A 25,639-nucleotide genomic window follows, 5' to 3' on the forward strand; every position below is an offset into this window, starting at 1 on the left:
CACGCCCGGCCGCCGAAGTCTTCTGTTTCAGACCGGAGACAGTCCGTTGGTCGCCGCGGGCCAGCTCATGCGGATGCGCATGCCCTTCGGGCTCGGGTAGACCTGGACGTCGTCGGCCAGTCCCGCGATGACCGCGATGCCGAAACCGGCCATCAGATCGTCGGGGAGCTGCCCGAACGGATCGTCGAACCCCAGGAGGGCCCGATCGTGCTCCAGCTCGTCGCTGGGGGCGGAGTCGGTGACGGTCACCTCGAAGCGCCCCAGGTCATCGCGTAGCTCGATACGGATCGGCTCTCCCGGACAGTGGAGACGGTGCGCCTCCACGGCCCGCGAGCATGCCTCACCGACAGCGAGCCGTACCTCGTCCAGCAGTGACTCCTGCACACCGGTGCGCCTGGCGATCGCCGTGGCGACCAGGCGCGCCGTCCGCACGTGCGCGGGGAGGGCACTGAACGTCAGCTCGACGGTAGCCACGACTACTTGTCTCGACCGTGAGCTTCCTTGGCCTCCTCCACCGAGGCGTAGATCCCGAAGACCTTGGTGAGCCCGGTGATCCGGAAAATCTTCAGGATGCGCTCCTGGGTGCAGACAAGCTCCAGTGAGCCATCGTGCGCCCTAACTCGCTTGAGCCCGCCGACCAGGACACCAAGGCCCGTGGAGTCAAGGAAGTCGACCTTCTCCATGTTGACGAGCAGGTGGAAGTTCCCCTTGTTGACCAGGTCGATCAGGAGCTCACGCAATCTGGGCGCGGTGTAGACATCGATCTCACCCTCGACCTCAACGATGGTGAGACGGTCCTCGGAATGGTGGTCCAACTTCAGATCCACAGATCCTCCAGCGCCTTGCCTGCGAAAGTACCGATTCGAGCGTGCCCCCCCGGGACCGAGGTGACCCCTGGGCGACAAGCCCCGACGCGCGGCATTCAACCATGCGTACGCTCAGTGTCTATACGAAATCACGATTCCCGGCGACTCTGCCCACAGATGTGAGACTGGAAACCAGTGACCCCGCCATCATCCTCGCCCCTCCGGGCGGGCGCCGCGCTCCGCCGCCTGCTCGACGTTCCCGCACGTCGCGAGCGTGTGACCCATGTGGAGCACGTTCCCGCACGTCAGGCCGGTGACACCAGGTGGCCGGACTGGGTCGACGAACGGCTTGTTACGCGCTGGGCGAACCACGGTATTTCCGGTCTGTGGCCCCATCAGGCCGAAGCGGCCGAGCTGCTCCACCGTGGCCAAAACGTGATCATCGCCACAGGCACGGCGTCCGGGAAATCGCTGTCCTACCTGGTCCCGGCGCTCTCCGCGACGCTGGAGGGCGGCACGGTGCTCTACCTGTCGCCCACCAAGGCGCTGGCGGCCGATCAGCTGCGCTCGCTGCGCGAGCTGGACCCGCCCGAGCTGCGCGCCGCCGTGTACGACGGCGACACCCCCTTCGAGGAGAGGGCCTGGATCCGCAGGCACGCCAACTACGTCCTGACCAACCCGGACATGCTCCACCGCGGCCTGCTGCCCCGTCACACCCAGTGGTCGGCCTTCTGGCGGCGGCTGCGGATGGTCGTCGTGGACGAGTGCCACGGCTACCGGGGCGTGTTCGGCTCCCACGTCGCCCAGATCCTGCGCCGCCTGCGCCGGATCTGCGCGCGCCACGGCTCCCACCCGACCTTCCTGCTCTCCTCGGCGACGGCCAGTGAGCCCGAGGTCTTCGCGATGCGCCTGACGGGCCTCCAGATGGCCACGGTGACCACGGACGCCTCACCCCGGGGTGCCACGACCTTCGCGCTGTGGGAGCCGCCCCTGACCGATCTGCGCGGCGAGGGCGGGGCCCCGATCCGGCGTCCCGCGACCGCCGAGAGCGCCGACCTGCTGGCCGACCTCGTCGCCTCCGAGGTGCGGACCCTGGCCTTCGTCCGCTCCCGCCGGGCCGCCGAGTCCGTGGCCCTCACCACCCGGGCCAGGCTCCAGGACCTCGTCGTCGGCGCGGGCGCGCCCGAGGACCTGCCCGGCAAGGTGGACGCCTACCGGGCCGGGTACCTGGCCGAGGACCGCAGGGCACTGGAGAGGGCGCTGCGCTCGGGCGAGCTGCTCGGCCTGGCGACGACCAACGCGCTGGAGCTCGGCGTCGACGTCTCCGGCCTGGACGCCGTCCTCATCGCGGGATGGCCGGGCACCCGCGCGTCGCTCTGGCAGCAGGCCGGCCGGGCGGGACGCGACGGGCAGGACGCGCTCGCGGTGCTGATCGCCAGGGACGACCCCCTGGACACCTACCTCGTCCACCACCCCGAGGCCCTGTTCGGCAGGCCGGTGGAGACGATCGTGCTCGACCCCGGCAACCCGTACGTGCTGGGTCCCCACCTGTGCGCCGCCGCGGCCGAGCTCCCGCTGAGCCACGACGACCTGGACGTCTTCGACCCGGCCGCCAAGGAGGTGCTCGCCGACCTGGTCGCCCGGGGACTGCTCAGGGAGCGCGCCACGGGCTGGTTCTGGACCAGCAGGGAACGCGCCACCGACCTCGCCGACATCCGGGGCGCGGGCGGCGCGCCGATCCAGGTCGTGGAGATGTCCACCGGGCGGCTGCTCGGCACCGTGGACGAGTCCTCGGCCCACACGGCCGTGCACACCGGCGCCGTCCACGTGCACCGGGGGGAGACGTTCCTGGTGGCCGAGCTCGACCTGGAGGCCGGGGTCGCCCTCGTCGAGGCCGGAGCACCGGACTACACCACCTTCGCCAGGGACGTCACCGACATCTCGATCATCGAGTCCCTCGCCTCGCACGCCCTGGGCCCCGGTGAGCTGCACTTCGGTTCGGTGGAGGTCACCAACCAGGTCGTGGGCTACATCAAGCGCCGGGCCCAGAGCGGTGAGCTCATGGGCGAGGAGCCCCTAGAACTGCCCCCGCGCACGCTGCGGACCCGTGCCGTCTGGTGGACGCTGCCCACCTCGGCCGTCGCCGCGCTGGCCGGGGAGGGGCTCGACCTCGGCGGAGCGGCGCACGCGGCCGAACACGCGGCCATCGGCCTGCTGCCGCTTTTCGCCACCTGCGACCGCTGGGACATCGGTGGCGTCTCCACCGAGCTCCACGCCGACACCGGGCTGCTCACCGTCTTCGTCTACGACGGCCACGAGGGCGGGGCCGGCTTCGCCGAACGCGGGTACGCCCGCGCCCGCGACTGGCTCACCGCCACCCGCGAGGCCATCGCCTCCTGCGAGTGCGAACGCGGCTGCCCGTCCTGCATCCAGTCCCCCAAGTGCGGTAACGGCAACGAGCCGCTGGACAAGGCCGGAGCCCTCCGGCTTCTGGCGGTCCTGCTCTCCCACGACGCGCCGGACCGGGACGTGCCACGGACGGAACCGTCCGCGAACGTGACATCCGGGTCATGACGACGGTCCTGGAGCCTGACGGCGTCGACACATCGTGATGCGATCCATCGTCACGCGGCCACCTCGTCACGCGCCCACCTTCGTCGCACGGCCGCCTCCTCACGCCTCCATCATCGTCACGCGACCGCCTCGGCATCATCGTCACCCGTCCCTCTCGGCATCATCGTCACGCGCCCGCCTCGGCGGCCTGCCGGTCACGGACATGCCGGTCGTCGTTCATCTCGCCATTCGTCACGAGAACACTCGTCAATCGTCGCGGACACGCTCTTGCTCAGGGGGTACGTCCTCAGCGGGGGTACGTCCGTCATTCGGCGCGGGCACGTTGTCATTCGGCGCGGGCACGTCCGTCGTTCATCGCGGACACGACGTCACTCGGCGCGGGTACATCTGTCATTCGTCGCGGACACGTCGGCCGTCGGCCCAGAAATCGATCGCTTCCGGTTTCGGGCGTTCCCAGAATTCGCTCTCCTCCATGAAGCGGGGCGCCGGAAGAAGACAGCCGCCCCACCCGCATCCGTCCGTCCTCGACAATGCGCTCTCGTTCTCACCGGTTCACTCTCATCCGTCTCACCGGTTCACTCTCATCCGTTCGCTCTCGTCAGTCTGCTCTCATCGGCTCCCTCTCACCGGCCGGTTCCTCATCGCCCGCCATTACCGGCTCATCCGCATCGGTTCGCGCTCTTCCGTCCGCCCCCGTCGATTCGCCTTCGTCGGTCCGCCGCCACCCGTCGGGATCGGTCACATGAACGGGCCCGGCACGTGCCCTGGCGGCCATCACCACTCTTCCTTTCAACGGCAGCGCGACCTTCATCGCCACCTCGATCTCGACGACGCCGTCATCACCGACGGAACAGCGGGTCACGGCGCTTCCGTTCTTCGCGGCGATGGACGCGGCTTCCGCACAACCCCGCTCGGAGCCCACGAACGCCAGCCGGGCAGCGGCGAGCGCGCTCAGATCGGCGGCACTCTGAGCCCGATGGCGCGCGACACGAGCCGTACCGGCGAACGCGACCGCCATCGCGACGGCGAAGACCAACGCCATGAGCGCGACCGTCCAGATCGTCGCCGACCCCCGGTCGCGGCCCTTCCCCATCACATCCATCCCGGCCACGTTCACCCTCCTCGCCCTGCCCCGTCCCCGCCCCCGGCCTTCGTCGTGCCTCGTGCACACCCGTCTCCGTTCTCCGCCGCTTCGCCCCTTCACCGAGGGCCGCCTCGCTTCCACTCCCACGATCGGCAGGTGACTCACTTCGCTCTTTCCCTCGCGATGGTCCGCCGGGCTTACGGCTCCAGCCCCGGCTCGGTGGCCGAGACGGCGGCCGCGCGAACGGTGACGCCTGGGAGAAAGGCTCCCCAGTCGGGTCTGACCTCGACGGCGACCTCCACGCGGGCCGTGCCCGAACCGCGGGCCACCGTCACGCGCGCATCGGCCGGGACGGCCGCCAGGACATCGCCACGGACCTTCTCCACCGATTCACCGCGTGAGACGGCCCGAGCTCCGGCCCGAGCCGCGTCCACGCACTCCAACTGCGCCCCGACCGCCGCCACGGCCCACAGACCGGCTCCCAGCACGACCATGAAGGCGGGAAGCACCGCGGCCGTCTCCGCGGTCACCGACCCTCTGGCCCCTGTGAACCGCCGAGAACCTCGGGAACGCCGGGAGCGACAGGGGGCCGGCGCCGCGGGGAGCCTCATCCGGCGGTGCTCAGCGCTCGGTTGATCAGAGCCGTGACCATCTGCTGGACGTCGGAGCTTGTCACCACCTTGAAGAGAAGCGCGGCGAACGCACAGGCGGCGATCGTTCCGACCGCGTACTCCGCGGTGGACATGCCTCGGTCACGATGAGGACCGGACACCAGCAGTTCCCAGCGCGCGCGCAACCATCGTGGCCGGCCACCCCGTACGCGACCGGCGCTCATTCCAACCATTGCTCCTCCTGAAGCTCTCACCCGGGCCCAGCGCCCGGCGTCAGCCCAGGGTCGTCCATGCGCCCGTCCCCCGGATGACCCGAACGACGTTCTGTGGATAAGCGTGAAGCTGTGGATATGTTTCGCGTCGCCCACGACTTCACCTTCACGACGGAGGACCGCCGGCCTCCGTTCACGCATTCGTGTTCGCGGGTCTTCGGCGCGCTCATGAAATCTCACCGCGCTCACGCCCTTTTCCGCGCGGTGGCTCCTCACATGACGGCCCGACGGTCCGATCCCCTGCGCCCGGGATCCTCGGCGAACCGGCACCTCGTCATTGCGGCGCTTCAGCAACCCCAGGGCCCGGCATTCCGACGGCTCGGCATTCCGGTTGCCCGACGGTCCCGCCCGGCGAAAGACCATGGTCATCGCACTTACCGGTACGGGTCAGCGGCGAAGGAGCCGATCCGTACCGGTAGAAGTGCGGAGGACAGGAGAGAAGTGCACACGACGGGCATGTGACACGGACGCCGAAGGACTCCGCCTCCGGTAGGAGATGTGGAAATCTCAGGAAGTCTGTCCACAGGCATCAATGTTTTTCTGTGGACAACCCTGGGCCGACGGGGAAAATCCTGTGGATAACTCAGGGGAGCAGAACCTCACCCGCCAGTCCGGCCACGACGGGAATGATCCCCAGAAAGACGAACGCCGGCAGGAAGCACAGCCCGAGCGGGGCCACGACCTGGACCCCGACCCGCTGGGCCGCAGCCGCCGATACGGCACGGGCGGCCTGGCGAGAGTCGTCGGACAGCCTGGTGAGGACCTCCGCCACCGGGGCACCGCCCAGCGCGGCCCGGCTCATGACCCGTGCCAGGGGGGCGAGTGAACGTTCGGAGGCCAGCGCCTCCCATGCGCTCTCCGGGGCCGCTCCCAGCCTCAGTTGACCGCTCACCCAGGCCAGCCTGTCACCCAGCGGCCCGCCTACCGCCTCCACCGTGACGTCGAGGGCTCCGGTGATCGGCTGGCCCGCGCGCAGGGAGGCGACCAGGAGATCGGCCGCCAGTGGCAGATCCGCCGTCACCCGCTCGCGTTCCCTGCGCAGTTCCGAGGGCTCCCGTCTCCGCAGGACCGTCAGCGCGACACCCGAACCGGCCAGGCCCGCGCAGATACCCGGGAGCCCTCCTACGACCAGGAACATCGCCACCCCCACCCCAAGGGCGACGACGATTTCTCCTCGGTCCGGTCGCCGTCCCGGGGCACCGTCGGCCCTCGTCGCCATCGGCGAGAACGTCTTCTCGGCGGGCGAGGACATCACCCGGGCAGAGGACGTCAGCCGGGCAGCGGCGATCACGCCCATGGTCGGCGGGAAGGCCGGGGAGAGTGGCGAGGCCGGGGGAACCCGACCGCGGCCCGCCCCCGTCAGCGGACCCGTCGTCGGCGAACCCGCCGGTAGTGGTCGTGACCGGACGCGACGAAGCCGGTCGGCCGGTTCCCGACGGGCCGTCCACAGCCGCCCGGCCAGACCGGCGAGCACCACGGCCAGTAAAGCGATCACTGTTCTCCTCCTCGTACGTCCGATCTCGTGAGCGTCAGGCCCGCTGGGCGCGGGCGACCAGGCGGCGGGTCCACCACAGGCCGCCCAGGTCGAGACCGAGACCGACGACCAGGCATCCCACACCCAGCGGACCACCGAACAGGAAGTGCAACGGCCGCATACCGAGGCCGGTCGCCATCAGCAGACCGAGGAGAGGCAGCCCCGCCAGCAGGCGGGCCGTGGCGCGAGGACCCGCGAGCTGGGCGGCGACGTCACGACGGTGAGCCTCGGCCTCCCGGAGGGAACCGGCGACACGATCGACGAGAGCGGCGAGAACCGCCCCCGTGGTGACGCTCACCCGCCAGCAGGCGGCCAGCCCGCGAAAGGCCTCACCGCCCTGCTCCGGCCGCACGGCGAGCAGCGCGGCCGGAACGTCACCACCGTCTCTCGCGGCCGCGACCACCGGGCGCAGGACCAGAGGGTCGGGAAAGTCCACGGCCTGCACAGCCCGTACCAGCGCCTCACCGGCCGTTCTTCCCGCGGACAACTCGGCGGCCAACGCCTGGCACAGTTCGATCGACGCGATCCGCCAGGCGGCCTCGCGTCCGGCGGGCCGCGAGCGGGCGTTGAGCCTGTCACGCAGGGAGACAGATCCGGTCGCACGGCCATGCCGCATCCGGTGCAGCCGGGCGGTACACGGGTCGAGGCCCGTCCACAGCCATGCCGACAGGGCTGCGAGGGCAAGGGCGGCGCCCGTCATGATGCCGGCCATAACGGGAGATCCGCCGCGCGCGGCCCGTGGGGTGACGACGGGGAGGAAGGGTACGGCCTGCGCCGGGAGATTCGGGGAGCGGGGATGTCCGGTGCCCAGGCGGGAAACGCGGCTTTCGGGGAGACCGCAGAAGCCGGGGAAGCCGCAGGAGTGGCGAGAGAAGCGGAGGGCCGGACGGCCAGAGCCGGAATGCCCGGCGCTCGGGCCACGAGGGCGGGAAGGCCTGGCCCGGGGTTCACCTGCCCGTCCGGGGTGAAGGTGAGGGCCGGTTCCGCCTCGACCAGTCCTGAGGGGCGGCGGACCATCATGCAGACCTCGGCGACCCGGCGACGACCGTCGGCGTGGTCACGGGCGAGATGGATGACGACGTCCAGAGCGGCGGCGATCTGGCTGTGGACCGCCTCCCGGCTGAGCCCCGCCGCACACGCCAGCGCCTCCAGCCGGGGTGGCACGTCGGTCGCGGTGTTGGCGTGCAGGGTGCCGCATCCCCCTTCATGGCCGGTGTTGAGGGCGGCCAGGAGATCGACCACCTCGGCCCCCCTCACCTCCCCCACGACGAGCCGGTCGGGGCGCATCCTCAGTGCCTGACGAACGAGGTCGCGCAGCCCGACCCCACCGGCGCCCTCGAGGTTGGGCGGACGCGCCTCCAGCCGGACCACGTGGGGATGGAGCGGCCTCAGCTCGGCGGAGTCCTCGACCAGGAGCAACCTCTCGCCGGGATCCGCCAGGGACAGCAGGGCCGAGAGCATGGTCGTCTTTCCCGTACCCGTGCCCCCTGTGACCAGGAAGGCGAGCCTCGACTCGATCACCGCGGTGAGAACGGCGACGCTGTCGGCGCGGATGGCTCCCGCCTCGACCAGGTCCGCGAGGGTGAAGGTCCGCCGGGGCGGGAGGCGCAACGAGAGGCAGGTGCCGTTGGCGGCCACCGGTGGAAGGACCGCGTGGAGCCGGACGCCTCCGGCGAGCCGCGCGTCGACATAGGGACACGCGTCGTCGAGGCGCCTGCCCGCGGCCGACGCGAGACGCTGCGCCAGCCTGCGGAGGGCGTCCTCACCGGAGAAGACGACCGAGGTCGGGCGCAGCCCGCGGCCGTCGTCGACCCACACCTCTCGCGGACCGTTGACCAGGACGTCGGTCACGTCGGCCTCGGCCAGCAGCGGCTCCAGCGGGCCGGCCCCGATGAGGTCGGCACACAGGACCCGTGCCACCGCCAGGATCTCCGCGTCACCGAGCACCGCCCGTTCGGCCCGTAGCGCGACCGCGACATGCGCGGCACTGGGCTCGACCCCCGTCCGGGCCAGCCGTACGCGAACGGCCTCCACCAGTTCCGGCGAGACCTTCGCCGGAGACGCGGCGCGCATCACGCGCCCGCCTCGAGCAGCTCGTGCAGGAACGCCGAGCAGAACCGCCCCAGGGGGCTGCGCCGGCCCAGCGGCGGAACGTCCCCGCGGTCGAGCGCGGCGGCGAGACCGGGCTGGTCGGGGACGTTCCCGCTGTGGGGAAGGCCGAGCGAACCCGTCACCACGTCGTCCTTCAGCACCCCGCCGCGCACCACGGCCCGCACGTCACCGGTGTGGGCGCGCAGCCCGGTGAGCACCTGGGCCGCGGCGAGCACGCCCCGCACGTCGGCCGGGACGACCAGGAGGGTGGTGGTGGCCCGGCCGAGCGCCTCCGCCGCGGCCTGGTCGAGGTGGCGCGGCAGGTCGACGACCACCAGGTCGAACCCCCTGCGTCCCGCCTCCAGGACGGAGCGCATCGCCTCGGCCGGGATCGGCTCGACCTCGCCCCGGTGGAAGGAGAGCAGCGTCAGTCCGGCGAAGGTCGGCAGCGCCGCCTGGAGCGCGGTGCAGCTGACCCTGCCTTCGCGGGCGACCAGGTCGGACCAGCGCGCACCGTCCGCCTCCTCCTGACCGAGCAGGAGATCAAGGCCGCCGCCGAGCGGGTCGGCGTCGACGAGAAGGGTGCGGAGGCGCCGGCGGGACGCGGCCAGCGCCAGCGACCCCGCCAGCACGCTGGCCCCCGCCCCACCGCTCCCGCCCACGACGCACACCACGGCCGCCGGGCCCGCGGGAGGCTCCGCGACATCGGCGAACTCGTCGACCAGCCGCCGCTCGGCGGCGGGCAGTTCCAGCACGGCCTGCGCGCCGACCGCGACGCATTTGCGCCACGTGTCGGGGTCGTCGCGCTCCTGGGTGACCAGGAAGACGCGATGCCGGGGCGGCGGGCCGGTCGCGGCCAGGGCGTCGGCCAGGTCACCGCCGACGACGACCAGGGGTGCGCGGTTCCAGTGGGGCCGGGCGTGCGCGGGCGCGTGGGCGACGTCGAGCTCGGCTCCGGCCGCGGCGGCGATCCGGAGCAGGTCGTCGAGCAGTTCGTGGTCTTCGGTGATGACCAACGGGCGATCCACGGGTGCCTCCCTGGGGTTCGGGAGGCCCACTTTCGGTGACGCCCCCTCGTCCCCGTGGCACCGAACGCCGCACTGTGGAAAACCGGGCCGGAGGCGCCCCTCTGTGGAAAACCGTCGGCGTGAAGGCGGGCACAGGGCCGGGCGAGCGGTGAAGGGGGGAGGGTGTACGTCCGGCACGACGACCACCGGGCGGGGACGTGCCCGTGGGGAGCCGTCTCAGGGCACGGGAACCGGCACGACGCGCTGGAAAAAGGCGACCCCCGCCGGGGGGGGAGAGCGGGGGTCGCCGACCGGTCCGGCTCTGGGGGGGTAGAGCCGGTCCCGTTTCAGAAGAAAGCTTTCATCGACCGTCCGGAGCGCGCGGGATTGCATGCCTTCATGCGCGGTTACTCCGGTCTGGGGAGATACCTCCTTATGCTGCCCGATCAACGCGCATTTCGTCGAGGAGAAATCGGCGATTCTTACTAGTTTTTTTAATGTAACGATCCAGGCTCGGTTTTCCTCTCACCATGGACACGCCCGCCGTCGCCGGACGGGGAGGCGGTGACGTTCGGTGATCGTCACGGTGGGGAGAGCGCTCCGCCACGGACCCCGGGCGACCCCGGTGATCTTCGCGAACCCGCGCCGGACGTCCCGGGACGGCCCGGCGGGAAGGGCCCGCCCCGACATTCCCCGATCCGTAAAGGTCTTGCTTTCAGGGGTTCCCATCAGCGCGGATCGGACGTACAAAGGTTGCACGGACCATGTGTCCGGGCACGGTCTCCGGGTACCCACGCGCCGCCAGCCGCGGGAGGCGCGTTGAAACGGGCTTGTCCCGTTTCAACGAATATGAGGTGCACGCTTGGTAACCCGTGCGAACGTGTCGACGACGGCGCCCCCATCGGGGGCGCCGTCGGTTCGTGCGAGAACCCGCTTGACGGTCGTCCGTAATCCGTGACGACAGGTCATCGGTCGCTCACTCCGAGGAACCGACGTCCCGACGGTGTCCCCCGAAGGGCCGGCCGTCGTGGGTCAGCCGCGCTGCATCGCCTCACAGATCGCCGTGGCCTCGCGGACGCCCAGCGTGACCGCGGACGCGCAGTGACGCACCCACGCGGCGACCCCCTCCGGGGTACCGCTCAGGTACGACCGCAGCCCCTCCGCGTAGGACGGGCCGAGTTCGAGATGACCCACCTCGATCGCCACCAGCGATTTCGGGTCCAGGCCGAACTCCACCAGCGTCAGCCGCTCCGCCGCCCGCGCGACCACCCCGTCCGCCGACCCGAAGGGGCGCAGCACGGCGAGTTCCGCGTGGACGACGGCGGCGAGCACCAGCGCGGGCGCCTTGGAGGAGTCCGTGATCAGCCGCACCAGTCCGTCCACCCGCGCCACCGTCTCCTGCGGACCCGGCGCGGCTCCCAGGCCGAGTACGTCGGGCGCCTGCGCGACGGCCCGGGGACGGCCCAGGTCCTCGGCCAGGCCGACGGCGGCGAGCGCGTGCAGCCTGGCCAGCACCTGCCGGGGTACGGTGCGCCAGGTCGTGCCGAGCCTTCCCAGCTCGGCCGAGACGCGCAGCGCTCCCTGGACGACGGGGTCGGTGGCCTCGGGGATGGCCTCCAGGGGGACGTCCACCCCCTCCAGGGCGGCGGACGCGCGGGCACCGCGCAGGGCGGACCGGGCCGACACCTCCGCGCTCTTGCGCCGCAGGACGCGGTGCCCGTACAGCCGGTCGACGGCCACGCGCGCCTCGGCGACCGCCTCGGACACGCCGGGCATTCCTGCGATGACAGCCAATGGGTCGCTCACGCTGCCCGACCCTACCGGGGCCGTCGTGGCGGGCCCCGGCCAGGCCGCGGGCCCGGCCCGTCCGGACGAGACCGTGGAGAGAATGTCCCGACGAGACCGCGGAGAAGAACCACGGGGAGGACGCACGAACGGGACCGTGGAGAAAGCCCGCGAGAAAGCCGCACGAACGGTGGAGAGAACCCACGGGGAAACCGCACGGAGGGGACCGTCGGACGAACCCTGCGGAAATGAGGACGAACCTCCGGAAATGGCCGGCGCACGCCCCCGGGGAACGCGACCCGAGCGGGAGCCACCCGCCGAGACGGAGGATCGCGGACCGGACCGGACCGGAACCGGAGCCAGCGGCGGGGGCGGGAGCCCGAGGCGGGGTCGCCGACCGGCCGGACCGTTCGGCGACCGCATGACACCGCCCGGCGCACCGGCGCGACGGTGCGCGTTGAATAACACCTCCCACGTTCCTACCGTGGCGAAAACCCGACGGTCCCCGGATCGCCCCCCGCGGATGGAGTGTTTTGCAGGCAGATGTTCTGTCATCACCGATTGGTACAGACCTGTCTAGACCTCTTGTGGCGGGCACCGGTGGACTGGTGAAGTGGGACATGACCAGTCGATAGCAGTGTGAGGAGTGCGTAGTGGCCCCGGAGACCCCTGGTTCCGAGTCGCGTGAGACCCAGGAGACGCTGTCCAACCTGCTGCGGGAGACCCGGCGGTTCACCCCTCCCGCCGACCTGGCCGCCTCCGCGAACGTGACCGACGACGCCTACGCCGAGGCCGATCGTGACCGCCTCGCCTTCTGGGAGAAGCAGGCCGACCGGCTGACCTGGTCGAAGCGCTGGGACACCGTTCTGGACTGGAACCCGCCCTTCGCCAAGTGGTTCGTCGGCGGTGAGCTCAACATCGCCTACAACTGCGTGGACCGTCACGTCGAGGCGGGCCGTGGCGACAAGGTCGCCTACCACTGGGAGGGCGAGCCCGAGGGCGACACCCGTACGATCACCTACGCCGATCTGCTGCGCGAGGTCTCCAAGGCCGCCAACGCGCTCCAGGAGCTGGGGGTCGGCAAGGGCGACCGGGTCGCGATCTACATGCCGATGATCCCCGAGCTCCCGATCACGATGCTGGCCTGCGCCCGTATCGGAGCGATCCACTCGGTGGTGTTCGGCGGCTTCTCCGCGACCGCGCTCAGCGGCCGGATCAAGGACGCGGACGCCAAGCTCGTGGTGACCGCCGACGGCGGCTACCGCAGGGGCGCGCCCAGCGCGCTCAAGCCCACCGTGGACGAGGCCGTCGCCGAGTGCCCCGGCATCGAGCACGTCCTGGTGGTGCGGCGGACCGGTCAGGACGTCGCCCGGACCGACAAGGACGTGTGGTGGCACGACGTCGTGGACCGTCAGCCGGACGTCCACGAGGCCCTGCCGAACGACGCCGAGGACCCGCTCTACATCCTCTACACCAGCGGGACGACCGGCAGGCCCAAGGGCATCCTGCACACCACCGGCGGCTACCTCACCCAGACCGCCTACACCCACCACGCGGTCTTCGACCTCAAGCCCGAGACCGACGTCTACTGGTGCACCGCCGACATCGGCTGGGTGACCGGCCACTCCTACATCGTGTACGGGCCGCTGGCCAACGGCGCGACCAGCGTCATCTACGAGGGCACCCCGGACACCCCGCACCGCGGCCGGTTCTGGGAGATCGTGCAGAAGTACGGGGTCACCCTGCTCTACACCGCCCCGACGGCCATCCGCACGTTCATGAAGTGGGGCGACGACATCCCCGCGAAGTTCGACCTGTCGTCCCTGCGGATCCTGGGCAGCGTCGGCGAGCCGATCAACCCCGAGGCCTACATCTGGTACCGCGAGCACATCGGCGGCAACCGTACCCCGGTCGTGGACACCTGGTGGCAGACCGAGACCGGCGCCGTCATGATCAGCCCGCTGCCCGGCGTCACCGAGGGCAAGCCCGGCGCGGCCATGCGCCCGCTGCCCGGCATCACCGCCGACGTGGTCGACGACCAGGGCCGGAGCGTCGGCAACGGGGGCGGTGGATACCTGGCGATCCGCGACCCGTGGCCGTCGATGCTCCGTACGATCTGGGGTGACGACCAGCGCTTCATCGACACCTACTGGTCCCGTTTCGAGGGCATGTACTTCGCGGGCGACGGTGCCAAGAGGGACCAGGACGGCGACATCTGGCTGCTCGGCCGGGTGGACGACGTCATGCTCGTCTCCGGGCACAACATCTCCACCACCGAGGTGGAGTCGGCGCTGGTCTCCCACCCCAAGGTCGCCGAGGCTGCCGTGGTCGGCGCGACCGACCCGGTGACCGGCCAGGCCATCGTGTCGTTCGTGATCCTGCGCGGCAACGCCGAGGAGGGCGCGGACATCGCCGCCGAGCTCCGCGCCCACGTCTCCAAGGCCCTGGGACCGATCGCCAAGCCGCGTCAGATCCTCGTGGTGCCGGAGCTGCCGAAGACCCGCTCCGGAAAGATCATGCGGCGTCTCCTGCGGGACGTGGCGGAGAACCGCAGCGTCGGCGACGTCACCACGCTCGCCGACAGCACGGTGATGAACCTCATCTCGGAGAAGCTGCCCAGCGCCAAGAGCGAGGACTGAGCGAACCGGCGACCGGCAGGGGAGGCGGGCCCGTGACGGGCCGGCCTCCCCTGCCGGGAGAGCGAGCCCGGTGAACGCGAGCCCGGCGAACGGGCGGGGAGGGCGAGCCAGGCGAACGAGCCGTCGGCGGCGCCCCGTCCGCGGAGAGGAGGCCCGGGAACCGGGCCTCGGCGACCGCCCCGCCCCCCGGCAGCCTCCTGCCACCGTTCCCTCACGAACGGCCCTCCCCGCGACCGCCATCGCGCACGGCCCGGCTCCGTCACGCCACGCCGGGCGACTCCCCCGGGCGACCCCCGGCCGACACCGCCCTCGGACCACGCCGTCACCCCACCGCCCTGGCTTCCCGGCGTCCCCGTCCCGGGATCACCCGGCCCGCAGATCACCCCGCCCCGGGATCACACGGCCCCAGATCACGCCGTCCCGGAGATCACCCGTCCCGGGATCACCCCGTCCGGTACGGCGCTCCGGCACCCCCCTCCGATACGGTGCTCCCACCGCGCGCTCACCTCGTCCGGTCCGAATCGGTGGTGTTCGCCCGACCCTCACCGGGGTAGCTCTCGCCCTGATGACCAGGTACGCGACGACCGCCGACGTGCCCGCGTCGCCGGTTCCGGCGACGATCTCGTCGCGGGTGTGCGTGCGCGACCCCCTCGGCGCGCAGCATGATGTTCGACAAAGGCCCTCGATAGGAGATCATCCATGACACAGATCCCGCCGGCGGAGCCACAGGAGGAGACCCTGGGCACGCTGGTCGCCGCCGCCAGCGACCAGATCTCCACCCTGGTCCGCGCCGAGATCGAACTGGCCAAGGCCGAGTTCCGGTTCGACGCCAAGCGCGTCGGCATGGCCGCCGGTCTCTTCGGGGCGGCGGCGTTCATGGCCCACCTGTGCCTGATCCTCGGCTCGTTCGCGCTCGCCTACGGCCTGGTGGCGGCGGGCGTGTGGACCTGGCTCGCCTTCCTGATCGTCACCGTCCTGTACCTGCTCGTGGCCGGGGGGCTGGTCTTCATCGGCCTGCGGCGGCTCAAGGGCCTGACCGGGATGAAGCGCACCCTGCGATCGCTCAAGACGATCAAGAGCGGTGAGCGCGAGCCCGGCCTCGGTTCGAGCCCGGCCCCGGTCGCCGCCACCCAAGCCGACGGCCGTCACGACCCGGTGAGACCGGGCCGGTGAGCAGACCCGACGAGTCCGTGGTCAGGATCGACGGTCCGTGGACCCACCGATCCGTCCACGCCGGTGGCACCCGCTTCCACGTGGTGGAGGCCGGTACAGGCCCCCTGGTCCTGCTGCTGCACGGTTTCCCGCAGTTCTGGTGGTCCTGGCGCAACCAGCTGGTCTCGCTCCCGGCGGCCGGTTACCGCGCCGTCGCCGTGGACCTGCGGGGCTACGGCGCCAGTGACAAGCCGCCGCGCGGGTACGACCTTCGCACGCTGGCCGCCGACGCGGCCGGGCTGGTCCGCGCGCTGGGCGAGACCGGTGCGATCGTCGTCGGCCACGACTGGGGTGGTCTGCTCGCCTGGACCATGGCCGTGCTGGACCCGAAGGCGGTCCTGCGGCTGGTGCCGGTCTCGGCGCCGCATCCCCGCCGTCTGCGCACCACCCTGTTCACCGAGCCGTTCGGCCAGTTCAGGGCGGCCCGCTACGCGCTGGGCTTCCAGGTGCCGCTGGTCCCGGAACGGCGCCTGACCGCGAACTCCGGCGCCAGGGTGGGACGCCTGCTGGAGCAGTGGTCGGGACCCGGCTGGCCGGAGGAGGAGGTGTCGAGGACCTACCGCGAGGCGTTCCGCATCCGCAACGTGTCGCACTGCGCGCTGGAGTACCACCGCTGGTTCGGCCGCTCCCAGCTGCGCCCGGACGGGTGGCGTTACGCCAGGACGATGCGCGCCCAGATCAACGCGCCGACCCTGCAGCTGCACGGCGCGCTCGACCCGCACGTCCTGCCCCACACCGCCCAGGGCTCGGGACGGTACGTGGCCGCCCCCTACCGGTGGAGGCTGATCGAGGGCGCCGGGCACTTCCCGCACGAGGAGCGTCCCGAGGAGTTCGACGCCGAGCTCGTCGCCTGGTTGTCCGACCCGGAGCCGGACCGGTGAGCGCGCGGGACCGCGATCCCGACGGCAGGCCGCGCAACCTGCGTCCCCGTGATGCGTTCGGACGGCCGCTGCCGCACGGCGCGGAGGGGGTGGAGCGCATCCCGGACGACTACGCGCCGAGCGCCGAGGAGGCCCTCTCCGAGGCGCGCAGGCTGCTCGGCGAGGAGCGGCCGTTCCACGCCCACGAGGTGCTGGAGGGCCGGTGGAAGAACTGTCCCGAGGCCGAACGCGAGCTGTGGCAGGGACTGGCGCAGATCTGCGTCGGCCTGACCCATCTGCAACGGGGCAATCCGCGCGGGGCCGCGACGCTGTTCACCCGGGGAGCCGACCGGATCAGCGGCTACGGCATGCCGTACGAGCGGATCGCCAGGATGGCGCACGGGCTCGACGAGGTGGAGGCCGGGGAGGCCATCGCCAGGGTGCGGGAACTGCTCTGAGCGCGGGCGCCGCTCCGGCGGCCCCGGCCCCGCCGGCCCGTCCCCCGGCCTAGTTCTGGTCGCACTCCTGGGTGTCGACCTGGTTGAAGAGCTTGGAGCCGTCCTCGGCGTCCGGTGCGACCTCGGCGGCGGTGAGCGCGAAGCCGGTCTCCCGCTGGTTGAGCGCGGCGGCGAAGACCACGCCGTAGACCCGGCCCTGCGGGGTGAGCAGCGGCCCCCCGGAGTTGCCCTGCCTGACCTGGCCCCGGATGGAGTACACGTCGCGGATGACGGTCTTGCGCTCGTAGATGTTGAGCCCCTCGGCCTTCTGCTGCACCCGGATGCGCGCGGGATCGAGCGTGTAGCCCTGGCCGTGCGGGAAGCCCGCGACGATCGCGTCGTCACCCTTCTTGGCGGTGCCGTCGAACCGCAGGATCGGCATGTTGAGCCCGGTGACGTGCAGGATCGCGATGTCCCGGTCGGGGTTGTAGAGCACCACCCTGGCCGGATGGATCTTGTTGAGGTAGTCGGTGACCTGGAGGTCCTGGTCCACCCCGGCGACCACGTGCGCGTTCGTCATGATCTTGTTCTGGGCGTAGACGAAGCCGGTGCCCTCGATGTGCTTGCGGCAGCTGGAGGCGATGCCCTGGACCTTGACGATGCCCCGGCGGGCCCGCGCGAGCTGCCTGTTGTTCTTGGCCACGCTCCGGTCGGGCGGCGGGATCTGGACGAGCTGGCCGCCGCCGATGTCGTCGAACACCTTGGGGAAGCCGGAGGTGTCGAGGAAGTTCTTGATCGGCTTCTGCAGGTCCTTGGCGGCCCTGGGCAGCGTCTGGTCGACCGTGGACAGCAGGAGCGACCCGTTGACCTGCTCGCTGAGCAGGGTGAACTGGGACGAGGCGAGCAGCGAGCCGATCAGCCACGCGATGATCAGCACCGAGAACGCGCTGGAGAAGGTGCCGCCGACCGCGTCCACGGCCTTGGCGGGCTCCCAGGTGACGTGGCTGCGGACCACCGCGCCGATGGTGGACGACGCGAACTGCCCGATCGTGGCGGCGAGGAAGACGATGACGATCGCCAGCAGGGCACGCTCGGTCGCCCCTTCGACCACGGCTCCGGCGAGAAGCGGCGCGACGAACATCCCCAGCAGCGCCCCGCCGACGAAGCCGACGAAGCTCAGGGCACCGATGATGAATCCCTGGCGGTATCCCGACACCGCGAAGGCCACCATCAGGGCGATCAGGATGAGATCTAATAGATCACCGCTCACCCCTTTACGTTATCCAGCCCATGCGCCACGCGTGCACACCTTGGACGAGGTCTCTGCCAGATCGTGTCCGCGGGGCCGGCCGCCGCGTCGGCGCAACCGGGCCGGGATCCGTCCCGGACGGGCGTACCGGGCCAGCCGGCGGGGCCCCGGGGAGGGACGGCCCGTCAGCGGGAGGAGAGGCTCAGCACGTCGGGCGGGATGTCCTCCAGCCGCGACCGGTCCCAGGGGACCTCGAAGTCCGAGCCGCTGAGCACCCCGTCGAGCACCCCGGCGGTGAACCCCCAGACCAGCAGCCCGCGGACCCGGAAGGCGGGTCCCGCGTAGCCTCTCGGGTGGCGCAGCCCCAGCCGGTTGGCCGGGTCGGCGAGCTCGCGGAGCGGGACCCGCTCCACCGACTCCACCTCCTGCGGCGAGGCCGCGTGCACCACGCAGGGGGTGTGCCACCAGGCCAGCACCGGGGTCACCCGGTTGTCGCTGTGCGCCAGGTAGAGCTCGGGCATGGTCCCGAGCACCCGGACGCCCTCGGGGTCGAGACCGGTCTCCTCGCGAGCCTCACGGAGCGCGGCGGCGACCGGGCCGTCGTCGGTGGGGTCGACCCCGCCCCCGGGGAACGCGGGCTGCCCGGCGTGGTTACGCCCGTGCCGGCTTCGCTGGATGAGCAGCACGTCCGGGCCGAACGGCCCCTCCCCGAACAGCAGCAGCACCGCCGCCGACCGCCCGCCCGTGGCCGGTGGGCGCAGCGGCGGGGGCACCGGCCTCGTCACGGCCCGCCCGGCCAGCGTCTCCAACCATCCGGGAACCTCCACCGGCGCACCTCCGACCATCCATGCTCGATCTTCGCAATCGTGTGCAACACGGCGCCCGGCCCGTCGCTTCCCGGCCCGGCGGTCCACGGTACGACGATCACGAGGGGAGCGGGACGGGCGACCCGCCGTGATCACGAGAACGGGCCGGGGCGGACCAGCCTGGCGGCCTTGATCGGGTCGATCGGGCCGAGACCGTACGAGGGGCAGAGCGCGGCGAGCGGGCAGACGCCGCAGGCCGGCGTGCGGGCGTGGCAGATGCGGCGGCCGTGCCAGATCAGGCGGTGGGACATCATCGTCCAGTCCCGCCTGGGGATCAGCCCGGCGACCACCTGCTCGATCTTCACCGGGTCGGTCTCCGCGGTCCAGCGGAACCGGTGGGTGAGCCGCTGGAAGTGCGTGTCGACGGTGATCCCGGGCACCCCGAACGCGTTCCCGAGCACGACGTTGGCCGTCTTGCGGCCGACCCCGGGCAGGGTGACCAGGTCCTCCAGACGCCCCGGGATCTCCCCGCCGAAGCGCTCGCAGACGGCCTGGGCCATGCCGATGATGCTGGTGGTCTTGGCCCGGAAGAAGCCGGTGGACCGGATGATCTCCTCCATCTCGGCCCGGTCGGCCCCGGCATACGCTTCCACGGTGGGATATTTCGCAAAAAGGGTAGGAGTTACGGTATTAACTCTTTTGTCCGTGCACTGTGCGGACAGGATGGTCGCGACCAGCAGTTCGAGAGGGCTGCGGAAGTCAAGCTCGCAGTGGGCGTCAGGGTAGGTTTCAACCAGGATCCGGTCCATTCGCCGAGCTCGGCGTACCAGGGCGAGCCGGGATTCCTCTACGGGGCTGACGTCGCGGAGCACCCCGACAGCCTACGCTCCAGGCCCCCTGAAGAGGTGCACGGTGGGATGGGTCACAATGACTGCGTGAGCCGTGAAACAGGAGGCACCGTGAACTCCGACGAAGTGCTGGGCAAGGCCCCTCTGTTCGCCGCGCTCGACCGTGAGAGCGCCGCGGCGCTGCGCACGAGCATCACCGAGGTCGAACTCTCCAAGGGACAGAACCTTTTCAGCGAGAACCAGACCGGTGACCGCCTCTACGTGGTGCTCGAAGGGAAGATCAAGCTTTCCCGCACCGCGCCCGACGGCCGGGAGAACCTGCTCAGCGTGCTCGGTCCGAGCGAGATGTTCGGCGAGCTGTCCCTGTTCGACCCCCGCCCCCGTACGGCGTCCGCCACCGCGCTGACCGACGTCCGGCTGGCCGGGCTCGGGCACGACGATCTGCGCCCCTGGCTGACCGGCCGCCCGGAGGTGGCCCTGCACCTGCTGCGCGCGCTGGCCCAGCGCCTGCGCCGCACCAACGACGTCCTGGCCGACCTGGTCTTCACCGACGTGCCCGGCCGGGTGGCCAAGGCCCTGCTCGACCTGGCCGAGCGCTTCGGCCAGCGGATCGACGACGGCGTACGGGTCCACCACGACCTGACCCAGGAGGAGCTGGCCCAGCTGGTGGGCGCCTCCCGCGAGACCGTGAACAAGGCGCTGGCCGACTTCGCCCAGCGCGGCTGGCTGCGCATCGAGGCCAAGGCCGTGGTGATCATGGACCTGGAGCGGCTGCACAACCGCTCGCGCTGACCGGTCCCGCGCGGAGGTCCCGGAAAAGGACCGTTCCCGGGCCCCACCGGCCGAGGCCCGGCCGGAGGGACCTACCCCTCCAGGTAGGCCAGCTGGGCGCGGACCGACATCTCGGCGGCGGGCCACAGCGACCTGTCCACGTCCGCGTAGACGATCTCGACGATCTCCCGGGGGGTCACCGCCCCGTCCCGCCGGGCCTGCCGGATCTGGTCCAGCCGGCGCCGCCGGTGCGCGATGTACCCGTCCAGCGCGCCGATCGGGTCGGGCAGCACCGGGCCGTGACCGGGCAGCAGCGCCTCGGCCCCCACCTGCTCGGCCCTGGCGCGGAGCAGGTCCAGGGAGCGCAGGTAGTCGGCCAGGTCGCCGTCGGGGGCGATCACGGTGGTGCCCCGGCCGAGCACGGTGTCACCGGTGAGGATCGCCCCGTCCCGCGGCAGCCAGAAGCACAGCGAGTCGAACGAGTGGCCGGGCGTGCCCAGCACGCGCAGTTCCACGTCCCCTGCGGTGACCACGTCGCCGTCGCCGAGTCCCTCCTCGCCCAGCCGGTGCGCCGGATCCAGGGCCCTGACGGGCGCGCCGACCTTCCGGGCGAACGCCGCGGCGCCCCCGCTGTGGTCGGGATGACCGTGCGTGAGCAGGATCGCGACCACCCGGCGGCCCTCCAGATGAGCGGCGACCCGGGCGAGGTGCCCCTCGTCGTCCGGACCCGGATCGACGACCAGCACCTCCTCCCCGAGGCCGATCACCCAGGTGTTGGTGCCGTCCAGGGTCATCTCGGACGGGTTGGGGGCGAGCAGGTTGAGCGCGTGGGCCGTACCCGCCCCGTCGGGTCCCTCCAGGGGGATCCTCAGGCCGCTCACCCGGCGCCGAACCGGTAGTCGTCGTCGAGCACGATGCGCATCTCCCCGTCCACCTCGGCGATCCTGGGCATGATGGTCACGATCTCACGTCCGGCCGCGAGCACCTCGGGGACCTTCTCGTAGGCGCTCAGCTCGGTGAGGGTGCGGTGGGTCGGGGGCATCAGGAAGATCTCGCCCGCCCGTGCCCGGTCGAGCGCGTCGGCGGGCCTGAGCCAGGCGACCTGGTCGGCCTCGCCGCCGACGTCGCGGGTGCGCTGGCCGGGCGGGAGCGCCGCGACGAAGAAGCGGGTGTCGAAGCGCCGGGTCTCCACCTCGGGGGTGATCCAGTGGGCCCAGGGCCGGAGCAGGTCCGAGCGCAGGACCAGCTCTCGCCCGGCCAGGAAGTCGGCGAAGGACAGGCTCCTGCCGATCAGGGCCAGCCGGTCGGACTCCCAGTCGTCACCGGTGGTGTCGGCCACCACCGACTCCGCGGACGGCCCGGCGAGCAGCACCCCCGACTCCTCGAACGTCTCCCGTACGGCGGCGCACACCAGTCCCCGGGCGGTCCGCTCGTCCGCGCGGAAGATCTCCCCCCAGTCCGCGGGAGAGGGGCCGGACCAGGCGATCGCGTGGTCGGTGTCGCGCGGGTCCACCGAGCCGCCGGGGAAGACGTAGGCGCCCGCGGCGAAGGCCATGCTCGCCTTGCGCCGCAGCATGTAGGTCTCCGGCCCGGCGGCGCCCTCGCGCAGGACGACCACGGTGGCGGCGTCCCTCGACGGGGCGGGGGCGACCCGCCCGGCCAGGATGTCGCGCGCGCGCTCACCGAACTCACCAGGAAGCGGGATACCGCCCATTGAGACCCTCCACCAGAACACTGCTCGGTTTCAGGGTCCATCATGTGGTACGGCACCGCGCCGGACAATCGCGAGCCCCCGGGCCCCCCGTTCCGGACGATCACGCGTCCCCGGGCCTCCACCGCTCCGGACGATCACAGGCCCCCGTGCCTCGGCGAACGGCTCCGCCCGGCCCTTGCCGGGATTCTCCGCAAGGGCCGGGCCCGGGTCCTCAGCGGACCTCGGCGACCACCTCGACCTCGACCGGCGCGTCCAGCGGGAGCACCGTGACGCCCACCGCGCTGCGGACGTGCCTGCCCGCCTCGCCGAACACCTCGCCGAACAGCTCGCTGGCGCCGTTGGCGACCTTCGCCTGCCCGGTGAAGTCCGGGGCGCTGGCCACGAAGACGGTCACCTTGACGATCCGCACGATGTTCGACAGCCCCCCGGCCGCCGACGCGATCGCGGCGAGGGCGTTGATCGCGCAGATCCTCGCCAGATCGTAGGCGGCCTCGGCCTCCACCTCGGCGCCGACCTTCCCGGTCGCCTTCAGCTCGCCGTTCACCGTCGGCAGCTGCCCCGAGGTGTAGACGTGATCGCCCGAACGCGTCGCCGGGACGTACGCCCCCAGCGGGGACGTCACCTCGGGCAGGGTCAGGCCGAGCTCCGTCAGCCTCTCCTGTGGCGTCACTGCTTGGGCCGCTTCAGGTAGGCCACCAGCTGCTCCGGGTTGGGCCCCGGCACGACCTGCACCAGCTCCCAGCCGTCCTGGCCCCAGTTGTCGAGAATCTGCTTCGTCGCGTGGACCAGCAGCGGCACCGTCGAGTACTCCCATTTCGTCATGCGGGACACATTAGCGAGGCCGCCCCGGTCCGGCGGCCCGTCACGGCGCCTCCTCGTGTCCCCCGGAGGGCGGATCCGCCGGGGCGCGGGCTGTGAGAATCGACATATTTACTTTCACCTCCCGATCGATTAGAGCCGTACCCGTGTCCGGCCCCGCGGGCCGCGGACCGGCCACCGGGCGGCTCCCCGCCCGGCGCGGACGTCCCGCACGCCCGTGCTGACCAGCGAAGGCGACGCCGAGCGGATCCGGCCGCGCCCGCGCCCGGATCCCGGCGTCCCCGCGCGCCCGCCCCTCGCCGGCACGAGGGTGTGACCGGGCAGGGCCCCCGGAGGAAGGCCGCGGGGAGTTGTCAAGGGGGCGTTGGGTAGCCTTCGAAAGGTGAGAGCTCGCGACACCGATTGGGACGGCGTACGCCTCCACGTCGTCACCGGCAAGGGCGGCACCGGGAAGACCACGGTGGCCGCCGCGCTCGCCCTCGCCCTCGCGGCGGACGGCCGGAAGGTCCTGCTGGTCGAGGTCGAGGGCCGCCAGGGGATCTCTCGGGTCTTCGACCTGCCCCCGCTGCCGTACGAGGAACGCAAGATCGCTGTCGCGCCGGGCGGCGGGGACCTCTACGCCCTGGCCATCGACCCCGAAGAGGCCATGCTCGAGTACCTCGAGATGTTCTACGGCATGCGCAGGGCCGGGAAGGCGCTCACCAAGATGGGCGTCGTCGACTTCGCGACCACCATCGCCCCGGGCTTCCGCGACGTGCTGGTCACCGGGAAGACCAGCGAGGCCGTCCGCCGCAAGGGCAAGAACGGCAGGAGGGTCTACGACGCGGTCGTGCTCGACGCGCCGCCGACCGGCAGGGTCGCCCGCTTCCTGAACGTCACCAACGAGGTCGCCGGGCTGGCCAGGGTCGGCCCGATCAAGAACCACGCCGACCTGGTGAACGGGGTGGTGTCCTCCCCCGAGACCGCGGTGCACTTCGTCACGCTCCTGGAGGAGATGCCGGTCCAGGAGACCCTGGACGGCCTGCGCGAGCTCCGCGCCGCCGATCTCCCCGCCGGAGGGATCTTCATCAACATGGTCCGCGAGTCGTTGCTGCCCGCGGCCGTGCTGGACGCCGCGGCCGAGGGCGGCTTCGACCCGGCCGAGCTGGTGCTCGGCCTGAAGGCCGCCGGGCTCACCGACGGCGACCCGGCCGCGATCGCGGTGGCCGAGGCGCTCACCGAGGAGATCGCCGAGCACGCCCGCCGCACCGCGCTGGAACGGCAGGAGAGGCTCTCGCTGGAGAAGTCCGCCCGCCCCCGCTACGAGCTGCCGCTGCTGTCCGACGGGGTGGACCTGTCCGGGCTGTACGAGCTGGCGGAATCGATCCGCACCCAGGGAGCAGCGTGAAGACCCCACCCGTTCTCGACCTCGACGCGATCGTCGACGACCCCGGTACCCGGATCGTCGTCTGCTGCGGCTCCGGCGGCGTCGGCAAGACCACCACCGCCGCCGCCCTGGGGCTGCGCGCGGCCGAGCGGGGCCGTTCCACCGTGGTGCTCACGGTCGACCCGGCCCGGCGGCTGGCGCAGTCGATGGGGCTCACCGAGCTCGACAACACCCCCAGGCCGGTCGCGGGCGTGCAGGGCGAGGGCCGGCTGCACGCCATGATGCTCGACATGAAGCGGACCTTCGACGAGATCATCGAGGCGCACGCCGATCCCGAGCGAGCCCGGCAGATCCTGACGAACCCCTTCTACCAGTCCCTGTCCTCCAGCTTCACCGGTACCCAGGAGTACATGGCGATGGAGAAGCTGGGCCAGCTCCGCCGGTCGGGCGAGTGGGATCTGATCATCGTCGACACCCCGCCGTCCCGGTCGGCGCTCGACTTCCTGGACGCTCCCGAGCGGCTCGGCCGATTCCTGGACGGCCGGCTCATCCGGGTGCTCATGGCCCCGGCCAAGGCCGGGGGACGCAGCGCGTTCAAGCTGCTCAACGCGGGTTTCGGCATCGTCGCCGGGGCGCTGACCAAGCTGCTGGGGGCACAGGTCCTCAAGGACCTGCAGACGTTCGTGTCCGCGCTGGACGCGGTCTTCGGCGGGTTCCGGGCGCGGGCCGAGCAGACCTACCGGCTGCTGCAGGCCCCCGGGACGGCGTTCGTCGTCGTGGCCTCGCCCGAGCGTGACGCGATGCGCGAGGCGTCGTACTTCGTGGAGCGGCTGGCCGCCGAGCGCATGCCGCTGGCGGGTCTCGTGGTCAACCGGGTGCACACCTCGCCCGCCGCCGTGCTCTCCGGGGCGCGGAGCACGGCCGCCGCCGAGGACCTGGAGTCGCGCGGCGAGCACGAGCTCACCTCCGCCGTCCTGCGGTTGCACGCCGGGCGGATGCAGCTGGCCGCGCGCGAGCAGCGTGAGCAGGAGCACTTCATCTCCGCCCATCCCACGGTGCCGGTCGCGCGGGTCCCCGCCATGGCACAGGACGTGCACGACCTGGATGGCCTGCGCGAGGTGGGCCGGCTGCTGGCCGCCCAGTAACCCGGCGGC

General features: G+C 71.7%; 25 protein-coding genes. 8 read left to right on the top strand and 17 right to left on the bottom strand.

Annotation, left to right across the window (positions count from 1 at the left end; all coding sequences use genetic code 11):
- Positions 1–27: 27 nt before the first annotated feature.
- Complete coding sequence (locus ACZ6RT_RS04300) at positions 28–474, bottom strand: ATP-binding protein (protein WP_344891301.1); 447 nt, start codon at positions 472–474, stop codon at positions 28–30.
- A 2-nt stretch (positions 475–476) separates the two neighbouring features.
- Positions 477–827: an STAS domain-containing protein gene (locus ACZ6RT_RS04305; protein WP_012887265.1), complete on the bottom strand. Its 351-nt coding sequence runs from the start codon at positions 825–827 to the stop codon at positions 477–479.
- Positions 828–1,082: 255 nt separating this feature from the next.
- Between ACZ6RT_RS04305 and ACZ6RT_RS04310 the strand changes: the two genes are divergently transcribed.
- The gene (locus ACZ6RT_RS04310) at positions 1,083–3,380 is read left to right on the top strand and encodes a DEAD/DEAH box helicase (RefSeq protein ID WP_470152293.1); all 2,298 of its coding nucleotides are present in this window, start codon (positions 1,083–1,085) and stop codon (positions 3,378–3,380) included.
- 598 nt (positions 3,381–3,978) lie between these two features.
- Here the strand turns inward: ACZ6RT_RS04310 and ACZ6RT_RS04315 are convergent.
- The 8 genes from ACZ6RT_RS04315 to ACZ6RT_RS04350 all read right to left on the bottom strand — a co-directional run bounded on the left by ACZ6RT_RS04315 (position 3,979) and on the right by ACZ6RT_RS04350 (position 11,785).
- Complete coding sequence (locus tag ACZ6RT_RS04315; RefSeq protein ID WP_470152294.1) at positions 3,979–4,482, bottom strand: Rv3654c family TadE-like protein; 504 nt, start codon at positions 4,480–4,482, stop codon at positions 3,979–3,981.
- A 179-nt stretch (positions 4,483–4,661) separates the two neighbouring features.
- Complete coding sequence (locus tag ACZ6RT_RS04320; protein ID WP_399185296.1) at positions 4,662–4,994, bottom strand: TadE family type IV pilus minor pilin; 333 nt, start codon at positions 4,992–4,994, stop codon at positions 4,662–4,664.
- Positions 4,995–5,071: 77 nt separating this feature from the next.
- Positions 5,072–5,299, bottom strand: coding sequence for a DUF4244 domain-containing protein (locus tag ACZ6RT_RS04325; protein WP_399185295.1), 228 nt, complete (start codon positions 5,297–5,299; stop codon positions 5,072–5,074).
- Positions 5,300–5,930: 631 nt separating this feature from the next.
- The gene (locus ACZ6RT_RS04330) at positions 5,931–6,485 is read right to left on the bottom strand and encodes a type II secretion system F family protein (protein WP_470152205.1); all 555 of its coding nucleotides are present in this window, start codon (positions 6,483–6,485) and stop codon (positions 5,931–5,933) included.
- A gap of 391 nt (positions 6,486–6,876) precedes the next feature.
- On the bottom strand, positions 6,877–7,581 hold the full coding sequence (locus ACZ6RT_RS04335) for a type II secretion system F family protein (protein WP_470152206.1): 705 nt from the start codon (positions 7,579–7,581) through the stop codon (positions 6,877–6,879).
- A complete protein-coding gene (locus ACZ6RT_RS04340) occupies positions 7,578–8,954 on the bottom strand; it encodes a TadA family conjugal transfer-associated ATPase (RefSeq protein ID WP_470152207.1) in 1,377 nt (458 codons plus the stop codon). The genes ACZ6RT_RS04335 and ACZ6RT_RS04340 overlap by 4 nt, the downstream gene beginning before the upstream one ends.
- Positions 8,954–10,000 carry a septum site-determining protein Ssd gene (ssd, locus tag ACZ6RT_RS04345; RefSeq protein ID WP_399185289.1) on the bottom strand — a complete coding sequence of 349 codons (1,047 nt, stop codon included), beginning with the start codon at positions 9,998–10,000 and terminating at the stop codon, positions 8,954–8,956. The genes ACZ6RT_RS04340 and ssd overlap by 1 nt, the downstream gene beginning before the upstream one ends.
- A gap of 1,011 nt (positions 10,001–11,011) precedes the next feature.
- Positions 11,012–11,785 carry a Fic family protein gene (locus ACZ6RT_RS04350; protein ID WP_470152208.1) on the bottom strand — a complete coding sequence of 258 codons (774 nt, stop codon included), beginning with the start codon at positions 11,783–11,785 and terminating at the stop codon, positions 11,012–11,014.
- Between the two features lie 632 nt (positions 11,786–12,417).
- On the opposite strand from ACZ6RT_RS04350, the gene acs reads away from it, so the two are divergent.
- From acs to ACZ6RT_RS04370, 4 genes are all read left to right on the top strand, one after another.
- Positions 12,418–14,403, top strand: coding sequence for an acetate--CoA ligase (acs, locus tag ACZ6RT_RS04355; protein ID WP_399185287.1), 1,986 nt, complete (start codon positions 12,418–12,420; stop codon positions 14,401–14,403).
- A gap of 699 nt (positions 14,404–15,102) precedes the next feature.
- Entirely contained in the window at positions 15,103–15,576 is a 474-nt protein-coding gene (locus ACZ6RT_RS04360; RefSeq protein WP_399185286.1) for a phage holin family protein, read from the top strand.
- The gene (locus ACZ6RT_RS04365) at positions 15,573–16,496 is read left to right on the top strand and encodes an alpha/beta fold hydrolase (RefSeq protein WP_399185285.1); all 924 of its coding nucleotides are present in this window, start codon (positions 15,573–15,575) and stop codon (positions 16,494–16,496) included. The genes ACZ6RT_RS04360 and ACZ6RT_RS04365 overlap by 4 nt, the downstream gene beginning before the upstream one ends.
- Positions 16,493–16,933 (top strand): DUF309 domain-containing protein, encoded by a 441-nt coding sequence (locus tag ACZ6RT_RS04370; protein WP_399185284.1) that lies wholly within the window; start codon positions 16,493–16,495, stop codon positions 16,931–16,933. Before ACZ6RT_RS04365 ends, ACZ6RT_RS04370 begins: the two co-directional genes overlap by 4 nt.
- 49 nt (positions 16,934–16,982) lie before the next feature.
- Here the strand turns inward: ACZ6RT_RS04370 and ACZ6RT_RS04375 are convergent, their stop codons facing one another.
- The 3 genes from ACZ6RT_RS04375 to nth form a co-directional block, all read right to left on the bottom strand.
- Entirely contained in the window at positions 16,983–18,182 is a 1,200-nt protein-coding gene (locus ACZ6RT_RS04375; RefSeq protein ID WP_399185283.1) for a MarP family serine protease, read from the bottom strand.
- A 164-nt stretch (positions 18,183–18,346) separates the two neighbouring features.
- On the bottom strand, positions 18,347–18,988 hold the full coding sequence (locus tag ACZ6RT_RS04380; protein WP_470152209.1) for an NUDIX hydrolase: 642 nt from the start codon (positions 18,986–18,988) through the stop codon (positions 18,347–18,349).
- Positions 18,989–19,119: 131 nt separating this feature from the next.
- Positions 19,120–19,839, bottom strand: coding sequence for an endonuclease III (nth, locus tag ACZ6RT_RS04385; protein WP_470152210.1), 720 nt, complete (start codon positions 19,837–19,839; stop codon positions 19,120–19,122).
- A 45-nt stretch (positions 19,840–19,884) separates the two neighbouring features.
- On the opposite strand from nth, the gene ACZ6RT_RS04390 reads away from it, so the two are divergent.
- Positions 19,885–20,607: a Crp/Fnr family transcriptional regulator gene (locus ACZ6RT_RS04390; protein WP_344891357.1), complete on the top strand. Its 723-nt coding sequence runs from the start codon at positions 19,885–19,887 to the stop codon at positions 20,605–20,607.
- Positions 20,608–20,678: 71 nt separating this feature from the next.
- On the opposite strand, the gene ACZ6RT_RS04395 is transcribed toward ACZ6RT_RS04390, so the two are convergent.
- The 4 genes from ACZ6RT_RS04395 to ACZ6RT_RS04410 all read right to left on the bottom strand — a co-directional run bounded on the left by ACZ6RT_RS04395 (position 20,679) and on the right by ACZ6RT_RS04410 (position 23,122).
- Entirely contained in the window at positions 20,679–21,467 is a 789-nt protein-coding gene (locus ACZ6RT_RS04395; protein ID WP_399185278.1) for an MBL fold metallo-hydrolase, read from the bottom strand.
- The gene (locus tag ACZ6RT_RS04400) at positions 21,464–22,300 is read right to left on the bottom strand and encodes an NUDIX hydrolase (RefSeq protein WP_470152211.1); all 837 of its coding nucleotides are present in this window, start codon (positions 22,298–22,300) and stop codon (positions 21,464–21,466) included. The genes ACZ6RT_RS04395 and ACZ6RT_RS04400 overlap by 4 nt, the downstream gene beginning before the upstream one ends.
- A 211-nt stretch (positions 22,301–22,511) precedes the next feature.
- Positions 22,512–22,970 carry a RidA family protein gene (locus ACZ6RT_RS04405; RefSeq protein ID WP_470152212.1) on the bottom strand — a complete coding sequence of 153 codons (459 nt, stop codon included), beginning with the start codon at positions 22,968–22,970 and terminating at the stop codon, positions 22,512–22,514.
- The gene (locus ACZ6RT_RS04410) at positions 22,967–23,122 is read right to left on the bottom strand and encodes a DUF4177 domain-containing protein (RefSeq protein WP_012887236.1); all 156 of its coding nucleotides are present in this window, start codon (positions 23,120–23,122) and stop codon (positions 22,967–22,969) included. Before ACZ6RT_RS04410 ends, ACZ6RT_RS04405 begins: the two co-directional genes overlap by 4 nt.
- A 379-nt stretch (positions 23,123–23,501) precedes the next feature.
- Here ACZ6RT_RS04410 and bagA point away from each other — a divergent pair, with 379 nt between their 5' ends.
- Complete coding sequence (gene bagA, locus ACZ6RT_RS04415; protein ID WP_399185275.1) at positions 23,502–24,506, top strand: ATPase BagA; 1,005 nt, start codon at positions 23,502–23,504, stop codon at positions 24,504–24,506.
- Entirely contained in the window at positions 24,503–25,630 is a 1,128-nt protein-coding gene (gene bagB / locus ACZ6RT_RS04420; protein ID WP_399185274.1) for an ATPase BagB, read from the top strand. The genes bagA and bagB overlap by 4 nt, the downstream gene beginning before the upstream one ends.
- Positions 25,631–25,639 lie beyond the last annotated feature (9 nt).

This window comes from Streptosporangium sp. NPDC050148, from assembly GCF_055586505.1.